Genomic DNA, 17052 nt, shown 5'->3' with positions numbered 1-17052 from the left:
CTCCCGGGCAGCCACCCCGGCTCTCCGAGCGTGCACGGCGTGTCGCCCGGAGGGCGTGTCGGGACTAGGCCGGCGCGGTCACGACCTTCACCGCGTCGCGGTGCCAGATGGCCTCGTCCAGGTACCGCTCGGGACGGGCGACATAGCCCATCCGGTCGTAGAACCCGAGCGCCTGCTCCTGCGCGCTGAGCTCGACGGACACGCTCCGGACACCGTCCGCCACGTCCCCGAACCGCTCCAGAGCCACGATCTCGAGCACGGACATGAGCAGCGACCCGACCCCCAGCCCGCGGGCGGCGGCGCTCACTGCGACCCGCCCGATGTGCGCAGGCTCACCGGCGTGGTGGGGCGGCAGGAGGCGGGCGGTGCCCAGGGCTGAGCCGTCGTCGCCGATCGCGAGGACGTGGACGGTCGACGGGTCGTCGTCGAGTGCGTCCATCTCGCGCTCGGCGGCCACCTTCTGCTCCTGGACGAACACGGCCATCCTGATCGCCGTCATCGCGGCGCGCTGCTCGGGCGTCTCCACCCGGACGACGCGCACGCTCACGCGTACCCGTCCTGCAGCACGGCCAGGGAACGGGCAAGGTCCTCGGGGTACTCGCTGGTCAGCTCCAGCCACTCGCCCGAGCTCGGGTGGTGGAAGCCGAGCCGCATGGCGTGCAGCCACTGCCGCGTCAGGCCCACCCGCGCCGCCAGCGACGGGTCCGCGCCGTACGTGAGGTCGCCGACGCAGGGGTGCCGCGTGGCCGAGAAGTGCACGCGGATCTGGTGCGTGCGGCCGGTCTCCAGGTGGATCTCCACCAGGGACGCCGCGGGGAGCATCTCGAGCACCTCGTAGTGCGTGATCGACGGCTTGCCGTCCGCCACCACGGCGAACTTCCAGTCCGAGCTGGGGTGCCGGCCGATCGGGGCGTCGATGGTGCCGCTCGTCGGCTCCGGGTGTCCCTGCACGAGCGCGTGGTAGACCTTCTCGACCGTGCGGTCCTTGAACGCCCGCTTCAGCACCGTGTACGCGTGCTCGCTCTTGGCGACGACCATCAGCCCGGACGTGCCGGCGTCGAGGCGGTGCACGATCCCCTGTCGTTCGGCCGCGCCGGACGTCGAGATCCGGTACCCGACAGCCATGAGGGCGCCGACGACGGTCGGACCGGTCCAGCCGGGCGACGGGTGCGCGGCGACGCCGACGGGCTTGTCGATGACCACCAGGTCGTCGTCGTCGTAGACGATCCGCATGCCGGGCACCGGCTCGGCGACGACCTCGATGGTCGACGCCGGCACCACGTCCGGGATCGCGACCTCGAGCCAGCCGCCCGCGGACAGCCGGTCGGACTTGCCCAGCTCCTTGCCGTCGAGGTGCACGCCGCCGGCCTCCGCGATCTCCGCCGCGCGGGTGCGAGAGAGCCCGAGCAGCCGGGCCAGCGCCGCATCCACCCGCTCGCCGACGAGCCCGTCAGGCACTGGCATCGCCCGCGTGTCAGGCATTCTGCTCGGTCGACGTCGTCGTGGTGGTGGTGGTCGCGGAGTCGTCGCCCACGTCCTCCGGCTCGGCGGGCTCTCGCGCCTCCCGGACGTCTCGGGTGCCGTCGAGGTGGATACCGAGCGCGGCCAGGACGACCACGAGCGCGGCGGCCACGACGATCGCGATGTCGGCGACGTTGCCGACGAACCAGTCGGCATAGGCGATGAAGTCCACCACGTGCCCCTCGGCCGGGCCGGGCTCCCGGATCCACCGGTCGACCAGGTTGCCCAGCGCACCCCCGAGCAGGAGACCCAGCGCGACGGCCCACGCGCCCGACCCGATCCGGCGACTGGCCCGCACGACGACGACGATCACCACGGTCGCGACGACCGTGAGGACCCAGGTCATCCCGGTCGCGATCGAGAGCGCGGCTCCGGGGTTGAAGACGAGCTGGAACCCGAGGAGGTCACCGACCAGCTGCCGCCGCTCGCCGTCCGCCAGCGCCTCGATCGCCCACGCCTTCGACGCCTGGTCGAGCACCAGCACGACGGCCGCGAGAGAGAACAGCAGGATCAGCAGCGCGCGTCGGCGCGGGCTGGTCGAGGGCGCGTCGGGCTGGTCGTCCGTCGTGGTGGGCACCGCAGGAGTCTACGTGCGCGTCAGCGACGCTCCTCGCGCTGCTTGCACTCGACGCACAGGGTCGCCCGCGGGAACGCCTGAAGCCGGGCCTTGCCGACCGCCTTGCCGCAGGACTCGCACGTCGCGAACGTGCCGGCCGCGATGCGCGCCAGGGAGCGGGTGGTCTGCGCGAGCAGGTCCCGCGTGTTGTTCACGAGCGTCAGCTCCTGCTCGCGCTCCAGGGCGGACGACCCCGAGTCGGCCTGGTCGTCGCCGGCGCCGTCGCCGGAGTTGCGCAGCAGGTCCGACAGCTCGGCGTCCGCCGCTGCCAGCTCGCTCGTCAGTCGATCGATGTCGCTGGTGAGCTCTTCCGCGACGTCCTTGACCTCCCGCGCCGTCCACGGCTTCTCCCCGTCACGCACCGGGAAGTGCTTGACCAGCTTGGCCAGCTCCTTGGTGTCCGTGCTGACGTCAACCGCGCTGAGCGCGTCGTTGATGGCCACGAGCGGGCCCCCCTGTCCTCGAAGTCACGCGACTGTATGCGGGCACAGGCAGGGACACAACACGCCACGCCGGGTGAAACCCGGCGCGGCGCGCGTGTACGGAGGATCTGACCTGTGGTGATGCGGGGTGTCCGGCGGGTGGTCGCCGGACACGACGTCAGAGGTTCTGGCCGTCTCCGACCGGCTGCGGCTGACCCGACCGCGGCGGCAGGGCGTTGCCGCGGTTGTCCAGGTCGCCGAGCAGGTTCTCGAGGTAGCTCTTGAGGCGGGTCCGGTAGTCGCGCTCGAACACCCGCAGCTCGTCGATCTTGCGCTCCAGGAGCGAGCGCTCCTGCTCGAGCTGACCGAGCGTGCGCTGCGACGTCTCCTCGGCCTCGCGCACGATGCGGTTGGCCTGGCTCTTGGCCTCACCGACGAGGCGGTCCGACTCCTCCTGGCCGCTGCGCACGTAGTCGTCGTGCAGCTTCTGGGCCAGCGCGAGCATGCCCGTGGCGGACTCCGGCTCGCTCGTCCGCGCGCCGCTCTGCACAGGCGCGACGATCGGGGCGGGCTGGGCGACGGGGGCGGCGATCACCGGCGCGGGAGCCGGGATGGGCTCGGGCGTGGGCTCCGGCTTGGGTGCCGGCGCGGCCTGCTGGGCACCCGCACGACTGAGCTCGGCGATCCGGCGCTCGGCCGCCGCCAGCTTCGTCTTCAGGTCGTCGTTCTCACCCTGCAGGTCGCGCAGCGTGTTGACGACCTCGTCCAGGAAGTCGTCGACCTCGTCCTGGTCGTAGCCCTCGCGGAACTTCGTGGCCTGGAACTTCTTGTTCAAGACCTCGTCTGCAGTCAGCAGAGCCATCGTCATCACCTCAGTCGGTAGTGCTCGGTCGGGCCGGCGGCAGTCCACCGACCGCCTCGGGCCACGGTATCGGAGAATGCGGTGCGCGCACGTCCCCGCGACACGCCCATGGACAGGTGGATCGTCAGGTCAGATGCGGCTGAGGATGGACATCAGGATCGAGCATCCCAGCACGAGGACCAGGAAGGCGAGGTCCAGACGGACGGATCCGATGGCGAGCGGGGGCAGGATCCGCCGCAACGCCTTGAGCGGAGGATCGGTGACGGTGTACGTCGCCTCCGCGATCACCAGGGCGATCCCGGAGGGGTGCCAGTCCCGCGCGAAGAACTGCACCCAGTCCAGCACGAGCCGGATCAGGAGCAGGATGAAGAACGCGAGGACGACGTAGAACAGCAGTGCGGCGACGAGTTGCACGCGTCAGCTCTGGTTGTAGAAGCCCGCACGCGCCGGCGGCTCTGCGACGGGGCCGGCAGCCTCGCCGGCGACCTCGACGTGCGCCGGCGAGAGCAGGAACACCTTGCTGGTCACCCGCTCGATCGCGCCGTGCAGCCCGAAGATCAGACCCGCGGAGAAGTCGACGAGCCGCTTGGCGTCGGCGTCGTCCATGTCCGTGAGGTTCATGATGACCGGGGTGCCCTCGCGGAACGCCTCGCCGATCTTGCGCGCGTCGTTGTACGAGCGGGGGTGGATCGTGGTGATGCGACGGAGCTCACCAGCGGGTGCGGGAGCGTGCTGCGCCGCCTGCGTGGGCAGCGACGTGCGCGTCGGCCGGTGCAACGGCGTGACCTGGGCCTCGTACTCCTGCGGCACCGCGACCTCCTGGTCGTCGAACTCCTCGAGGTACTCCTCGTGCTCCGACCGGTCGTCGGCCAGGCCGAGGTACAGCATCGTCTTGCGCAGCGCTCCGGCCATCGCCTTGGCTCCCTCCCCGGATCTCTCCGGACCACCCCGGAGCCCCTGCCGGTCCTGACGGCGACGGTGGGCTCCCTCTGCCGGTCACGGTAGCAACGCGCGCGTTCCGGTCACCGGTGCGACACGCCCGACAACCTCGGCGGCTGTCACGCCTGCATGCCGACCACCCCGGCGAACCGGCCTGTGCGGGGCGAACGCCGGTAGGAGAACAGCGCGGGGTCCGTCCACGTGTCGCGCGCCTGCACGGTGACGCGCCCGACACCGGCCCGCCGCAGCACCGCGACGACGCCCGCGGGCAGGTCGAGGGCAGGGGTCCCCCAGTCGGTCGTCGCCCGCGTCTCCGGGACCGCGTCCGCGACCTCGTCCCGCAGGGCGGCGGGCACCTCGTACGACTCCCCCGCGATCGACGGTCCGAGGGCCGCCCGGATCCGGTCGACGTCCGCGCCCTGGGTGACCATCGCGGAGACCGCCGCCTCGACGACTCCGGCCACCAGCCCGCGCCGACCGGCGTGCACCGCGGCCACCACGCCGGCGGAGGCGTCCGCCAGCAGCACGGGCACGCAGTCGGCCACGAGCACCGCGACCGCGACCGACGGGTCGACGGACACCAGGGCGTCGTACTCGCCGACCGAGATGGCGCCCGCCGCGGGCGGCTCGGACAGGACGACGATCCCCGTCCCATGCACCTGCGCGGCGTACGCGACCGGCACTCCTGCCCACCGCTCGAGCCGTGCCCGGTTGCGCGCGACGTCGGACGGCTCGTCGCCCACCTGGTAGCTGAGGTTCAGGGCGTCGTACGGCGGGCGGCTCACCCCGCCGCCGCGCGTGCTGAACCCTGCTCGGACGCCGGGCCCGAGATCGACCTCCACGACGGGCGGGAGGTCGTTCCCGGGCTGCGTTCCGCTCACGGCCCGGCTACTTGAGGAAGTCCGGTACGTCCAGCTCGTCGCGGTCGCGCCGGGGGGCGTCCTCGCTGAAGATCCGGGGCACCTCCAGCGCTCCCGTGATCGGCGTCGGCTCCGCCTCGGTGGACAGGAAGGCCGGGACGTCGGGCTGAGCCGGCGCGGCCGCACGGTTCTGCGTGTAGGAGCCGACGGGGACCAGCTGCTCCTCGGGGTCGAGCACCGGGCGCGGCGTCGGGACCTGTGAGGCGACGGCCGGCACCTGACGGGCCGAGTTGCCGCTGACCTGACCGAGCGCGCGGGCGTCGCGGCGGATCGTCGGCGAGCCGGAGTCGAAGCCGGCCGCGATGACGGTGACGCGGACCTCGTCGCCCAGGGCGTCGTCGATCACGGCACCGAAGATGATGTTGGCCTCGGGGTGCGCGGCCTCCTGGACCAGCCGCGCGGCCTCGTTGATCTCGAAGAGCCCGAGGTCGGAGCCACCCTGGATGGACAGCAGCACGCCGTGCGCGCCGTCGATGCTGGCCTCGAGCAGGGGCGAGGAGATCGCCATCTCGGCGGCCTGGACCGCGCGGTCGTCGCCGCGGGCGAAGCCGATGCCCATGAGCGCCGAGCCGGCACCCTGCATGACGGACTTCACGTCCGCGAAGTCGAGGTTGATCAGGCCGGGCGTGGTGATCAGGTCCGTGATGCCCTGGACACCCGACAGCAGCACCTGGTCGGCCGAGTGGAACGCGTCCAGCACCGACACCGAGCGGTCGGAGATCTGCAGCAGCCGGTCGTTGGGGATGACGATGAGGGTGTCGACCTCGGCGCGCAGCGCCTCGATGCCCGAGTCGGCCTGCACGGAACGACGACGGCCCTCGAAGGTGAACGGGCGCGTGACCACACCGATGGTCAGGGCACCGAGCGACCGGGCGATCCGCGCGACGACGGGCGCGCCACCGGTGCCGGTGCCACCGCCTTCGCCCGCGGTGACGAAGACCATGTCGGCGCCCCGCAGGACGTCCTCGATCTCGTCCTTGTGGTCCTCGGCGGCCTTCTTGCCGACCTCGGGGTCCGCGCCGGCGCCGAGGCCGCGCGTGAGCTCGCGACCGACGTCGAGCTTGACGTCCGCGTCCGACATCAGCAGCGCCTGGGCGTCGGTGTTGACGGCGATGAACTCGACACCCTTGAGGCCGACCTCGATCATGCGGTTCACGGCGTTGACGCCGCCGCCGCCGATGCCGACGACCTTGATGACCGCCAGGTAGTTCTGCGGAGCTGCCACGGTGGGTGCCTCTCGTTCTGTGCCGGTCGCGGCCGGGGCCACGTGGTCCGTCCGCGGCCCGCTCGACGGCGGGACAGGGTCGGGGTGAAACCTTCACCCTCTACTTGAGGGTTATAGTTATGTCAGGTGTGCTGTCAGTGCGTGACGCTAGGTGCCGTCCGGACCTCGAGCAACGACCGCGCCGCGCGTGTCGGGAGTTGCTTGAGAATCTCGCCCATACCCTTCACTTCGTGATGGGCAGGCGAGGCGCGGACACGTCGATGATGGTCGCTCCCGCAGCGGCCGGCGACGCGCGCAGGGCGGACAGGACCGCGATCTTCAGCGGGGTCTCGCTCGCGCTCCCCCAGTCGACGCGCACGCCGTCGCGCAGGCTCATGGTCACGGTGTCCTGGGTGCGTGCCGACACGCCACCCACCTGCGCGAGCAGCTCGACCGGCAGCCTCTGGAGCACGCTGAGCACCGCGGTGAGCGTGCGCTTGTCCCCCACCGGCACGTCCACCACCGGCAGACCGTCGGGGGCGGCATCGACGCGGCCGACCTGGACGCCTTCCATGTCGAGCAGGGCGAACCCGGGTGCACCGTGCGTCGCGGCGCTCGACTCCTCCGGGACGGCGGCGACCGGCTCGCGGGCCACGAGCACCACGACGAGGCCGTGCGGCCACGACCTGGTGACGCGTGCCTCCCGGACGCCGGGCACCTCGAGGACCTCGTCGCGCAGCCGCACCGTGTCCAGGCGCGGCAGCGGGGTGCTCGCGTGCGCGTCGACCACCGCGAGCACCTGGTCGACGGCGACCACGGTCCCGGCCCCCTCGACGTCGACCTGCGCCGGCTCGAGCGCGAGCACCGGGGAGATGAGCAGGAGCCAGCCGAGCGAGCCGACCGCGAGCACCGACCCGACCGCCAGCAGCACCTGCCGACGGGCGAGGTTCCGGCGGGCACGGGACCGCTCGGCGAACCGGGCGACCGAGCTGGTGGACACCACGGGCGGGGCCACCGGACCGGCGTACTTGCGGGCACCACCGGCGCTGTACGTGGTGACCGCGCGTCCGAAGGCCTGGCCGTCCTGCTGGGCCGGYGTCGGGGCGGTCGTCGGCCTCGGGGCGGTCGCGGGCTTCGGGGCGGCCGCCGGCCTGGCGGGCGTCGCTCGCGCCGCGGCCCGGCGCGGCGCGGTCGGTCGACCCGGTGCGGCGTCACGCGGAGCGGTCGGTCGTGACGGGCTCATCCGTCCGCCCGCGCGGTGAGCACCTCGAGCACGACCGACGCCAGCTGGGTCACGTCCCCGGCGCCGACGGTGAGCAGCAGGTCGCCCGGACGGGCGGCTGCGGCGATCGCCCGTGCCGCGTCGTGCCGGTCCGGCACGAACGTCGCCCTGCCCGGCGTGGGGACGCGGTCCACGATCAGCGCCCCGGTCACCGACGGGTCCGGGTCCTCGCGGGCGGCGTACACGTCGGTCACGACGACCACGTCGGCCAGGTCGAGCGCCGCGCCGAACTCGGCGGCGAACGTGCGGGTGCGCGAGTAGAGGTGCGGCTGGAAGAGGGCGAGGACCCGCCCGTCCCCGGCGACCGACCGCGCGGCACGCAGCAGGGCGGCGACCTCGGTCGGATGGTGCGCGTAGTCGTCGACCACGCGTACGCCGTCCGCCGTGCCCCGGTCCTCGAACCTGCGGCCCGTGCCGCGGAACGCGCCGAGGCCATCGGCGGCGTCGGTCACACCGAGGCGTCGCGCCGCCGCCCACGCCGCGGCCGCGTTCAGGGCGTTGTGCGTGCCGGGTACCGCCAGCCGGACGGTCGTGCGCACGTCCGCGGTCGACAGGGCGAACGCCCACCGGTCGCCGTCGGCCGCCAGGTCGCCGACCCGGACGTCCGCGTCCGGCGACGTCCCGTACGTCACGACGGCGATGCTCCGGTCCGCGAGCGAATCACGCACCTGCTCCACCAGGCGCACCGCACCGGCGTCGTCCGCGCAGGCCACCAGCGCGCCGCCCGGCCGGATCCGGCCGGCGAACGCGACGAACGCGTCCTCGAAGGCCTCCGTGGAGCCGTAGTGGTCCAGGTGGTCCGGCTCGACGTTGGTGACGACCGCGACCAGTGGCGCGTACGCGAGGAAGGAGCCGTCGGACTCGTCGGCCTCGGCCACGAACGCGGGGCCGGCGCCGTCGCGGCTGCCACCGAGCGGTCCGTCGACCGAGAAGACCGTGCCACCGATGGCGAACGAGGGGTCCGCCCCGGCGTGCAGCAGTGCGGTGGCGATCATCGCGGACGTGGTCGTCTTGCCGTGCGCGCCGGCCACGGCGACCGCGTCGCGGTCGACCATGAGCGCGGCCAGGGCCTCGGACCGGTGCAGCACGCGCAGGCCTCGCTCGCGTGCGCGGGCAAGCTCGGGGTTGGACTCGCGGACCGCCGACGAGATCACCACGGTGTCGACGTCGTCGACGAGCGCGGCGTCGTGGCCGACGTGCACCCCGACTCCGGCCTCCCGGAGCGCCGGCAGCGCGGGACCGTCGGCCGCGTCGGACCCGCTGACGGCCAGGCCGCGGGCGGCGAGCAGGGCGGCGATCGCGGACATGCCCGCTCCGCCCACGCCGACGAGATGGACGCGGCCGAGGTCGGCGGGCCGCAGGACGTCGGTCACGGCAGCTCCGCCTCCACCAGACGGGCCACCCGGGCGGCGGCGTCACGCACCCCGACCGAGGCCGCGGCCCGACCCATGCGCTCCCGCGTCTCCGCGGCGGCGTCGCCGACCAGCAGGACCGGCAGGTGCGCGCGGACCCACGCCGGGTCCAGGTCGGCGTCCTCCACCAGCAGACCGCCCCCGGCCGCGACCACGGCGGCCGCGTTCAGCCGCTGCTCGCCGTTGCCGATGGGGAGCGGCACGTAGACCGCCGGGATCCCCAGCGCGGCCTGCTCGCACACGGTGCCGGCGCCGGAGCGACCGATCACGACGTCGGCGACGGCCAGCGCGAGCTGCATCTCGGTGAGGTACTCGCGCACGTGGTACCGCTCGGCACCGGGCACGTCGACCAGCGCGGAACGCACGGCGTCGGCCTTGCCCGCCCCCGTCAGGTGCAGCACCTGGATCCCCGCGGAGAGCAGGTCCGCCGCGGCGCCCGCGACGGCCGCGTTGACGCTCACGGCACCGAGCGAACCGCCGGACACGAGCAGCGTGGGCAGTGCGGCGTCCAGACCGAGCTCGGCGGCTGCCGCGGCACGCGTGCCCTCCCGGTCCACGGACCGCTGCTCGATCAGGCGCGCGATCGGCGCCCGGAGGGGCAGGCCGGTGACCTGCGCGCCGCGCAGCGCGGTGCCCGGGAACGTCACGGCCACCGAGCGGGCCCAGCGGGCACCGAGCCGGTTGGCCAGACCCGGACGCGCGTTCTGCTCGTGGATGACGACCGGCAGCTTCCGGCGGCGCGCGGCCAGGTAGGCCGGGGTGGCGACGTACCCGCCGAAGCCGACGACCACCTGGGCGCCCGACTCGTCGATCGCCGCGCCCGCCGCCCGGACGGCGTCGCGCAGCCTGGCCGGGAGCCGGAACCAGTCGAGCGTCGGGCGGCGCGGCAGCGGGACGCGCGGGACGACCGCGAGCGGCAGACCGTGCTCCGGGACCAGTCGGGACTCGAGGCCCTCCGCCGTCCCGAGGACCGTCAGCCGGGCGTTCGGGTGTCGCCGCAGCAGCTCGTCGGCGACCGCGAGCAGCGGGTTCACGTGGCCGGCGGTCCCCCCGCCGGCGAGCAGGACGGAGGGCGCCGGGCGGTGCTCAGCCACGGGACCGCCCGATGACGGCGAGCGAGCGCCGCACGACGCCCGGCCGGGCGGCCAGCGCCTCGGCGGCACCCGGTTCCGAGCGCGCGAACGCGATGAGCACGCCCAGCGCGGCCATGGTCATGATCAGCGCCGAGCCGCCCGCGGACACCAGCGGCAGCGGGATGCCGATCACCGGAGCGAGCCCGATGACGACGGCGATGTTGACCAGCGCCTGCCCGATGATCCAGCAGAGGATCGCGCCCGTGGTGATCTGCACGAACGGGTCGGTGTGCCGGCGGATGACGCGGATCATGGCGAACGCCAGCAGGCCGAACAGGCCGAGCACGAGCAGCGTGCCGATGAGCCCGAGCTCCTCGCCGAGGATCGCGAAGATGAAGTCGTTGTGCGCGGCCGGCAGGTAGGACCACTTCTCGCGGCTCTCCCCCAGGCCGAGGCCGCCCCAGCCGCCGCTCGCCAGCCCCCAGCCGCCGTGCAGCGTCTGGTAGCAGGAGGACGCGGCGTCGCACTCGTCGGACAGCCAGCTGGTGATGCGGGCCGTGCGGTTGCCGCTGGTGAGGGTCAGCAGCGCAGTCAGCCCACCGGCCAGCAGTGCGGCGAACCCGAAGATCCGCATGGGCACCCCGGCCACGAACATCGCGCCGGCGACGAGCATGATGAGCACCAGCGCGGTGCCGAGGTCGTGCCCGGCCAGCACGACGAGGATCGCGACGCCGGCCACCGGCACGGCAGGTATCAGGGCGTGCTTCCACTGCCGCAGGAGCGTCAGCTTGCGCGCGAGCACCGCGCCCAGCCAGATCGCCAGCGCGAGCTTGATGGTCTCGGACGGCTGCGCGGAGATGCCCCCGACGCAGACCCAGTTCTGGTTGCCGCCCGCTCCGCAGCCCAGCGGCGTGAACACCGTCAGCTGGAACACGATGGCGAACGCCAGCGCGGGCCACGCGATCGCCTGGAAGAACCGCACGGGCGCCCGGGACAGGCCGAACAGGACGGGCAGGCCGATCAGCGCGTACTTGGCCTGGTCGAGGAACACCGCGTACGGCGAGTGTCCGTCGTCGAGGGACTCCACGCTCGAGCTCGACAGGACCATGACGAGCCCGATCACGAGCAGGAGGGCGGTCGCACCGATCAGCACGTAGTAGCTGGTCACCGCGCTGTTCCACTGGCCGAGCAGGGAGCTGGTCGAGGCACCGGGATCGTCCGTGCGGCGCACGCTCGGGCGCGGGGTCGTGGCGGTCATGCGTCCCCGCCGAGCGCACGCACGGCTGCGGAGAACTGATCACCCCGTGCGGCGTACGACGTGAACTGGTCCATCGAGGCGCAGGCGGGGGCGAGCAGCACCGTGACCGGCCCGGCGCCCGCGGACGCGAGCCGCCTGGCCTCCTGCACGGCGCGGGTCATCACCGTGCCAGTCTCACCGGCGTCGACCTCGACCACGGGGACCTCAGGTGCGTGTCGGGCGAGCGCCTCGCGCAAGGGAGCGCGGTCGACGCCGATGAGCACGACCGAACGGAGCCGGTCCCGCCGCGCGACGACGAGCTCGTCGAACTGCGCACCCTTGGCCAGGCCGCCCGCGATCCACACGACGCTCCCGGCGGGGAACGCGCCGAGGGCGGCGGACGCGGCGTGCGCGTTGGTCGCCTTCGAGTCGTCCACGTACGCGGCGCCGTCGACGACCGCGACCGTGGCGAGCCGGTGCGCGCCCGGTCCGTAGGCGCGCAGGCCGTCGCGGATCGCCGCCGGGTCGACGTCGTGCGCGAGGGCGAGCGCAGCAGCCGCGAGGGCGTTCGCGACGACGTGCGGCGGGACGGTGCCGTCGGGCCCGGCCAGCTGCACGAGGTCCGCCAGCGTGCCGAGCTCGGCCGCGTGCGTGTGCCGGAGCCGGGCGAACCCGCGGTCGACCAGCACGTCCTCGACCATGCCGACCTGTCCGACGAGCGGCGTCCCCAGCGTGAACCCGACGGCGACGCAGCCGTCGACGACGTCGGCCTCGCGGGCCAGGCCCTCGGTCGCCGGGTCCGTCAGGTTGTAGACGCACGCCACCTGCGCGCGCTCGAAGATGCGGCCCTTGTCGGCGGTGTACGCGTCCAGCGAGCCGTGCCAGTCCAGGTGGTCCGGCGCGAGGTTCAGCACGGCGGCGGCCTGCGCGGACATCGAGTGCGTGAAGTGGAGCTGGAAGCTGGACAGCTCGACCGCGAGGACGTCGAGGGTCGGATCGGTCGCCGCGAGAACCACGGGCGTCCCGACGTTGCCGACGGCGAGCGCGTTCTCCCCCGCGGCCCGCAGGATCGACTCGAGCATGCCCACGGTCGTCGTCTTGCCGTTGGTGCCGGTGACGGCCAGCCACGGCGCCGGTCCGCCGCCGGCCGCGCGGTCGACGCGCACGTGCCACGCCAGCTCGACCTCGCTCCACACGGGGATCCCGCGCTCCAGCGCCGCCGCGAGCAGGGGGTGGTGCGGCGCGAGCCCCGGCGACGCGACGACGAGGTCCGCGCGGTCCAGCACCGAGCCCTCGAGCAGCTCCGCCGAGCCGATGACGTCGTCGGCGTGGTCGTCCACGGGCACCACCCGGGCTCCCCGGGAGGCCAGCACCTCGGCCGCCGCCCGTCCGGAGACCCCGAGCCCGGCGACGACCACCAGGGCGCCCTCCAGCACGAGATCGGACACCTACCCGGCCACCCACTCCGCGTAGAAGATGCCGACACCCAGCGCGACGAACAGCCCGGCGATGATCCAGAACCGGATGACGATCGTGACCTCGCCCCACCCCGAGAGCTCGAAGTGGTGGTGCAGCGGTGCCATCTTGAAGACCCGTCTCCCGGTCAGCTTGAAGAAGCCGATCTGGATCACGTCCGACATGACGATGACCACGAAGAGGCCGCCGATGATCGCGGCGAGGATCTCGGTGCGGGACAGGATCGACAGACCGGCCAGAGCGCCGCCGAGGGCGAGCGACCCGGTGTCCCCCATGAAGATCTTGGCGGGGCTGGCGTTCCACCAGAGGAACCCGAAGCACGCGCCGGTGATCGCGGCGGCGACGACCGCGAGGCCCATCGGGTCCCGGGTCTCGTAGCAGCGTGGCCCGGCGCTGGCCAGGAACTGGCACGACTGGTTGAACTGCCACACGCAGACGATGACGTACGCGCCGAACACGATGAGCGAGACGCCGGTGGCCAGCCCGTCCAGCCCGTCGGTGAGGTTCACCGCGTTGGACCAGGCGGTGATGAGGAAGTTGGCCCAGACGACGAACAGGATCACCCCGACCGTCACGCCCCAGAACGCGAGGTCCAGGGTGGTGTCGCGGATGAACGAGATGTGCGTGGAGGCCGGCGTCCGGAAGCTGTCGTTGGGGAACTGCAGGGCCGCCACCGCGAACGCGATGCCGACGATGCCCTGTCCGGCGATCTTCCACCGCGCGCTCAGGCCGAGGCTGCGCTGCCGCGAGATCTTGATGAAGTCGTCGAGGAAGCCGACGACGCCGAGACCGGTCATGAGGAACAGGACCAGCACGGCGGACGCGCTCGGCACCGTCCCGGTCGCGAGCAGACCTCCGATCCAGCCGAGCAGCGTCGCGCCGATGATGACGACGCCGCCCATGGTCGGCGTGCCGCGCTTGGTGAAGTGCGCGGTCGGCCCGTCCTGCCGGATGAACTGGCCGTACTGCTTGTGCACCAGGTACCGGATGAACAGCGGCGTGCCCAGCAGCGCGATGAGCATCGAGAGCCCACCGGAGATGAGGACCGCCCTCATCGGGCAGCCCCCTCGACCAGCACGTCGCCCAGCTTCCACAGCCCGGCGCCGTACGACGACTTGACCAGCACGACGTCCCCGGGACGCAGCTCGCTCTCGAGGAACGCGGTCGCGACCTCCAGGTCGTCCGCGAGCACCACCTCGTCGCCCCACGACCCCTCGTGGTTGGCGCCGTCGCGGATGGCGCGGGCGCCGTCGCCGACGACGATCGTCAGGCCGATGTTGAGCCGGACGCACAGGCGCCCGATGGCGTCGTGCGCCTCGCGCGCTCCCGGTCCGAGCTCGAGCATCTCGCCCAGCACGGCGATCGAGCGACGGTCCCGGCCGGCGAGCACGGCCAGCGCCTTGAGCGCCGCACGCATGGAGTCGGGGTTCGCGTTGTAGGAGTCGTCGACGATGGTGACGCCGTCGGGGCGGTCGACCACGTGCATGCGGTGCGGGCTCAGGGCGTCGGCCGCGCTCAGTCCCGCGGCCACCTCGTCCAGCTCGAGCCCGACGGCGAGCGCGGCCGCCGCGGCGCCGAGGGCGTTGTGCACGTGGTGCTCACCGACGAGCCGCAACGTGACCTGCGCGGTGCTCTCGACGTCGCCGCGTCGCACGAGCGTGAACGTCGCGCGGCCGCTGCGGTCGAGGCGGACGTCGCGCACGCCGACCGTGGCCTGCGGCGCGGCGCCGAACGTGACGACCTCGCCGGGGGCGAGGTCGGCCATCGCGGACACGCGGGGGTCGTCGGCGTTGAGCACCGCGACGCCGTCGGACACCAGGCCCTGCACGATCTCGGACTTCGCGACGGCGACCGCGTCGATGCCGCCGAAGCCGCCCAGGTGGGCGTGGCCGACGATGAGCACGACGGCGACGTCGGGCGGCGCGATGTCCGTGAGGTAGGTGAGGTGCCCGGGGCCGCTGGCACCCATCTCGAGCACGAGGAACCGCGTGGACTCGTCGGCGCGCAGGACGGTCAGCGGCAGCCCGATCTCGTTGTTGAACGAGCGCACCGGCGCGATGGTCGGCCCAACGCTGCCGCACAGCTGCGCGAGCAGGTCCTTGGTGGTCGTCTTGCCGACCGAGCCCGTGATGCCGACGACGCGCAGGCCGCTGCCGCCGGGCTCGAGCGCGGCCTCGCGGAGACGCTCCAGCACGACGCGGGCCAGGTCGCCCAGGGCACGCTCGACATCGTCGACGACGACGCTCGGCAGCACTGCGCCACCCGCCCCGATCACGTCGCGCGCGGCCAGGATGAGCGCGGCACCGCCGGCCATCGCCACGGCGGCGTAGTCGTGGCCGTCGACGTTCTCTCCCGGCAGGGCGACGAACAGCCCACCGGTGATGTCGTCGCGCGAGTCGACGACCACGGGGCCGCTGACGACGAGGGCAGGGTCGGTCGCAGCCGAGCCGCGCAGCACTCCCCCGGTCGCGGCCGCGATCTCGGCCGCCGTCAGGGCGATCACGCGTGCTGCTCCTGCCGGCGGGTGCGCGCTGCGAGCAGCACGTCGCGGTCGTTGTACCGGTGGAACACGCCGGCGATCTCCTGGGTCGGCTCGTGGCCCTTGCCCGTGATGATCACGGTGTCCTGCTCGGAGGCGAGGACGAGGGCGTCGCGGATGGCCTGCGCGCGGCTGGTGGCCTCGTGCACGTCGACCAGGTCCGGCCGCTGCGACCGGACTCCGTCGAGGATGGCGGATCGGATGGCCGCCGGCTCCTCGGAACGGGGATTCTCGTCGGTGACGACGATCACGTCGGCCAGCCGCGCGGCGATCTCGCCCATGATCGGGCGCTTGCCCTGGTCGCGGTCGCCGTCCGAGCCGAACACGATCACCAGCCGGCCCGGCGTGATCGGGCGCACGGCGTCGAGCGCGAGGACGAGCGCGTCGGGCGTGTGGGCGTAGTCGACGATGGCCAGCGGGAAGCCGTCACCGCGCTCGATGACCCGCTCCATCCGGCCGGGGATCTCGTGCGCGACGGCCACGGCGGCGATGGCGGCGTCCAGCTCCACCCCGGCCGCGTGCGCGAGCACGATGGCCAGGGCCGCGTTGGAGACGTTGACCATGCCCGGCAGGGGGCTCGCGGCCGTGTGCTCGGCGCCGTCCGGCCCCCGGAGCGTGAACGACGAGCCGACGCCGTCCAGCCCGATGTCGGCCTTGACCACGGCCCAGTCGGCGTCGGCACCCTCGGGCTCGCCCGCGTGCGTGGCCACGGTCTCGACGGGGATCGGCGACTCCGCGGCCAACCGGCGGCCCCACTCGTCGTCGACCACGACGACCCCGCGCCGCGCCTGACCGGCAGCGAAGAGGCGTGACTTGTCGCGGAAGTAGCCCTCCATGTCGCCGTGGAAGTCGAGGTGGTCGCGCTGCAGGTTGGTGAAGCCGACGACGTCGAACGTCAGTCCACCCACCCGGCCCAGCGCGAGCGCGTGCGACGAGACCTCCATGGCGAGCGCCGTCGCACCCTGCTCGACGGCCAGCGCGAGGATCGCCTGCAGCGCCGGCGCCTCGACGGTGGTGCGGGGGCTCTCCACCGCGTCCTCGCCGATCCGGAGCTCGACCGTGCCGAGGACGGCGGTCGTGGCGTGCGCCGCGCGCAGGGCTGCGTCCAGGAAGTAGGTCGTCGTGGTCTTGCCGTTGGTGCCCGTGACGCCCACCGTGACCAGGCGCTCGCCCGGCGACCCGTGCGCCCACGCCGCGACCGGACCGGCGATCGCGCGCGGGTCGTCGGCCACCAGGACGGGCAGACGCGTTGCCAGACCGGAGTCCTCCAGGACCGCCCACCCGGCCTCGTCGGTGAGCACCGCCACCGCGCCGGCGTCGACCGCCTGGGCCGCGTACGTGGCGCCGTGCACCTTGAAGCCCGTCACCGCGACGAACACGTCACCGGCGACCACGTCACCGCTGGCGAGGCTCACGCCGGTCAGCTCGGCGTCCGCCGGCACCGGGGCACCACGCGTGACCAGGCCGAACGTCGAGACGAGGTCGGCGACCCGATGGGCCGCGGGATGCAGCGGGCGCATCCGAGCGGGGGTCGTCATGGGGAGAATCT

At 73.4% G+C, this 17052-nt stretch carries 17 protein-coding genes; all 17 read right to left on the bottom strand.

Translation table 11 applies throughout. The features are described from left to right. Positions 1 to 64: 64 nt before the first annotated feature. Positions 65 to 547 carry a GNAT family N-acetyltransferase gene (locus AC1DXT_RS20315; protein ID WP_477063089.1) on the bottom strand — a complete coding sequence of 161 codons (483 nt, stop codon included), beginning with the start codon at positions 545 to 547 and terminating at the stop codon, positions 65 to 67. Beyond that, a complete protein-coding gene (locus AC1DXT_RS20310) occupies positions 544 to 1482 on the bottom strand; it encodes an RluA family pseudouridine synthase (protein ID WP_477063088.1) in 939 nt (312 codons plus the stop codon). Before AC1DXT_RS20310 ends, AC1DXT_RS20315 begins: the two co-directional genes overlap by 4 nt. After that, positions 1475 to 2098, bottom strand: a complete 624-nt coding sequence (locus AC1DXT_RS20305; protein WP_477063087.1) for a signal peptidase II — start codon at positions 2096 to 2098, stop codon at positions 1475 to 1477. The genes AC1DXT_RS20310 and AC1DXT_RS20305 overlap by 8 nt, the downstream gene beginning before the upstream one ends. Positions 2099 to 2118: 20 nt before the next feature. Beyond that, positions 2119 to 2580 carry a TraR/DksA family transcriptional regulator gene (locus tag AC1DXT_RS20300; protein WP_056093434.1) on the bottom strand — a complete coding sequence of 154 codons (462 nt, stop codon included), beginning with the start codon at positions 2578 to 2580 and terminating at the stop codon, positions 2119 to 2121. 157 nt (positions 2581 to 2737) lie between these two features. Next, on the bottom strand, positions 2738 to 3421 hold the full coding sequence (locus AC1DXT_RS20295) for a DivIVA domain-containing protein (protein WP_477063086.1): 684 nt from the start codon (positions 3419 to 3421) through the stop codon (positions 2738 to 2740). 129 nt (positions 3422 to 3550) lie between these two features. Further along, complete coding sequence (locus AC1DXT_RS20290) at positions 3551 to 3835, bottom strand: YggT family protein (RefSeq protein WP_477063085.1); 285 nt, start codon at positions 3833 to 3835, stop codon at positions 3551 to 3553. A gap of 3 nt (positions 3836 to 3838) precedes the next feature. After that, on the bottom strand, positions 3839 to 4333 hold the full coding sequence (locus AC1DXT_RS20285) for a cell division protein SepF (RefSeq protein WP_477063084.1): 495 nt from the start codon (positions 4331 to 4333) through the stop codon (positions 3839 to 3841). A 146-nt stretch (positions 4334 to 4479) separates the two neighbouring features. Further along, positions 4480 to 5241 carry a peptidoglycan editing factor PgeF gene (gene pgeF, locus AC1DXT_RS20280; RefSeq protein WP_477063083.1) on the bottom strand — a complete coding sequence of 254 codons (762 nt, stop codon included), beginning with the start codon at positions 5239 to 5241 and terminating at the stop codon, positions 4480 to 4482. A 7-nt stretch (positions 5242 to 5248) separates the two neighbouring features. Next, positions 5249 to 6505, bottom strand: a complete 1257-nt coding sequence (ftsZ, locus tag AC1DXT_RS20275; protein ID WP_056093423.1) for a cell division protein FtsZ — start codon at positions 6503 to 6505, stop codon at positions 5249 to 5251. 223 nt (positions 6506 to 6728) lie between these two features. After that, positions 6729 to 7727, bottom strand: a complete 999-nt coding sequence (locus AC1DXT_RS20270) for a cell division protein FtsQ/DivIB (protein ID WP_477063082.1) — start codon at positions 7725 to 7727, stop codon at positions 6729 to 6731. Then, on the bottom strand, positions 7724 to 9139 hold the full coding sequence (gene murC / locus AC1DXT_RS20265; protein ID WP_477063081.1) for a UDP-N-acetylmuramate--L-alanine ligase: 1416 nt from the start codon (positions 9137 to 9139) through the stop codon (positions 7724 to 7726). Before murC ends, AC1DXT_RS20270 begins: the two co-directional genes overlap by 4 nt. Next, complete coding sequence (gene murG / locus AC1DXT_RS20260; RefSeq protein WP_477063080.1) at positions 9136 to 10272, bottom strand: undecaprenyldiphospho-muramoylpentapeptide beta-N-acetylglucosaminyltransferase; 1137 nt, start codon at positions 10270 to 10272, stop codon at positions 9136 to 9138. Before murG ends, murC begins: the two co-directional genes overlap by 4 nt. Continuing rightward, on the bottom strand, positions 10265 to 11509 hold the full coding sequence (gene ftsW, locus AC1DXT_RS20255) for a putative lipid II flippase FtsW (RefSeq protein WP_477063079.1): 1245 nt from the start codon (positions 11507 to 11509) through the stop codon (positions 10265 to 10267). Before ftsW ends, murG begins: the two co-directional genes overlap by 8 nt. After that, positions 11506 to 12936, bottom strand: a complete 1431-nt coding sequence (gene murD, locus AC1DXT_RS20250; RefSeq protein ID WP_477063078.1) for a UDP-N-acetylmuramoyl-L-alanine--D-glutamate ligase — start codon at positions 12934 to 12936, stop codon at positions 11506 to 11508. Before murD ends, ftsW begins: the two co-directional genes overlap by 4 nt. Further along, positions 12937 to 14019 (bottom strand): phospho-N-acetylmuramoyl-pentapeptide-transferase, encoded by a 1083-nt coding sequence (mraY, locus tag AC1DXT_RS20245; protein WP_477063077.1) that lies wholly within the window; start codon positions 14017 to 14019, stop codon positions 12937 to 12939. Next, entirely contained in the window at positions 14016 to 15467 is a 1452-nt protein-coding gene (locus tag AC1DXT_RS20240; RefSeq protein ID WP_477063076.1) for a UDP-N-acetylmuramoyl-tripeptide--D-alanyl-D-alanine ligase, read from the bottom strand. The genes mraY and AC1DXT_RS20240 overlap by 4 nt, the downstream gene beginning before the upstream one ends. Further along, positions 15464 to 17041: a UDP-N-acetylmuramoyl-L-alanyl-D-glutamate--2,6-diaminopimelate ligase gene (locus AC1DXT_RS20235; protein ID WP_477063075.1), complete on the bottom strand. Its 1578-nt coding sequence runs from the start codon at positions 17039 to 17041 to the stop codon at positions 15464 to 15466. Before AC1DXT_RS20235 ends, AC1DXT_RS20240 begins: the two co-directional genes overlap by 4 nt. Positions 17042 to 17052: the final 11 nt, after the last annotated feature.

Source organism: Cellulomonas sp. P1_G12_2, assembly GCF_056405535.1.
This window is presented reverse-complemented; position numbering and strand designations above follow the sequence as displayed.

Bases quoted from the DNA above. Each gene is read 5' to 3' on its own strand.
- AC1DXT_RS20285 (WP_477063084.1), bottom strand. From the start codon at position 4,333: ATGGCCGGAGCGCTGCGCAAGACGATGCTGTACCTCGGCCTGGCCGAC.
- ftsW (WP_477063079.1), bottom strand. From the start codon at position 11,509: ATGACCGCCACGACCCCGCGCCCGAGCGTGCGCCGCACGGACGATCCC.
- AC1DXT_RS20235 (WP_477063075.1), bottom strand. From the start codon at position 17,041: ATGACGACCCCCGCTCGGATGCGCCCGCTGCATCCCGCGGCCCATCGG.
- AC1DXT_RS20295 (WP_477063086.1), bottom strand. From the start codon at position 3,421: ATGGCTCTGCTGACTGCAGACGAGGTCTTGAACAAGAAGTTCCAGGCC.
- AC1DXT_RS20310 (WP_477063088.1), bottom strand. From the start codon at position 1,482: ATGCCTGACACGCGGGCGATGCCAGTGCCTGACGGGCTCGTCGGCGAG.
- mraY (WP_477063077.1), bottom strand. From the start codon at position 14,019: ATGAGGGCGGTCCTCATCTCCGGTGGGCTCTCGATGCTCATCGCGCTG.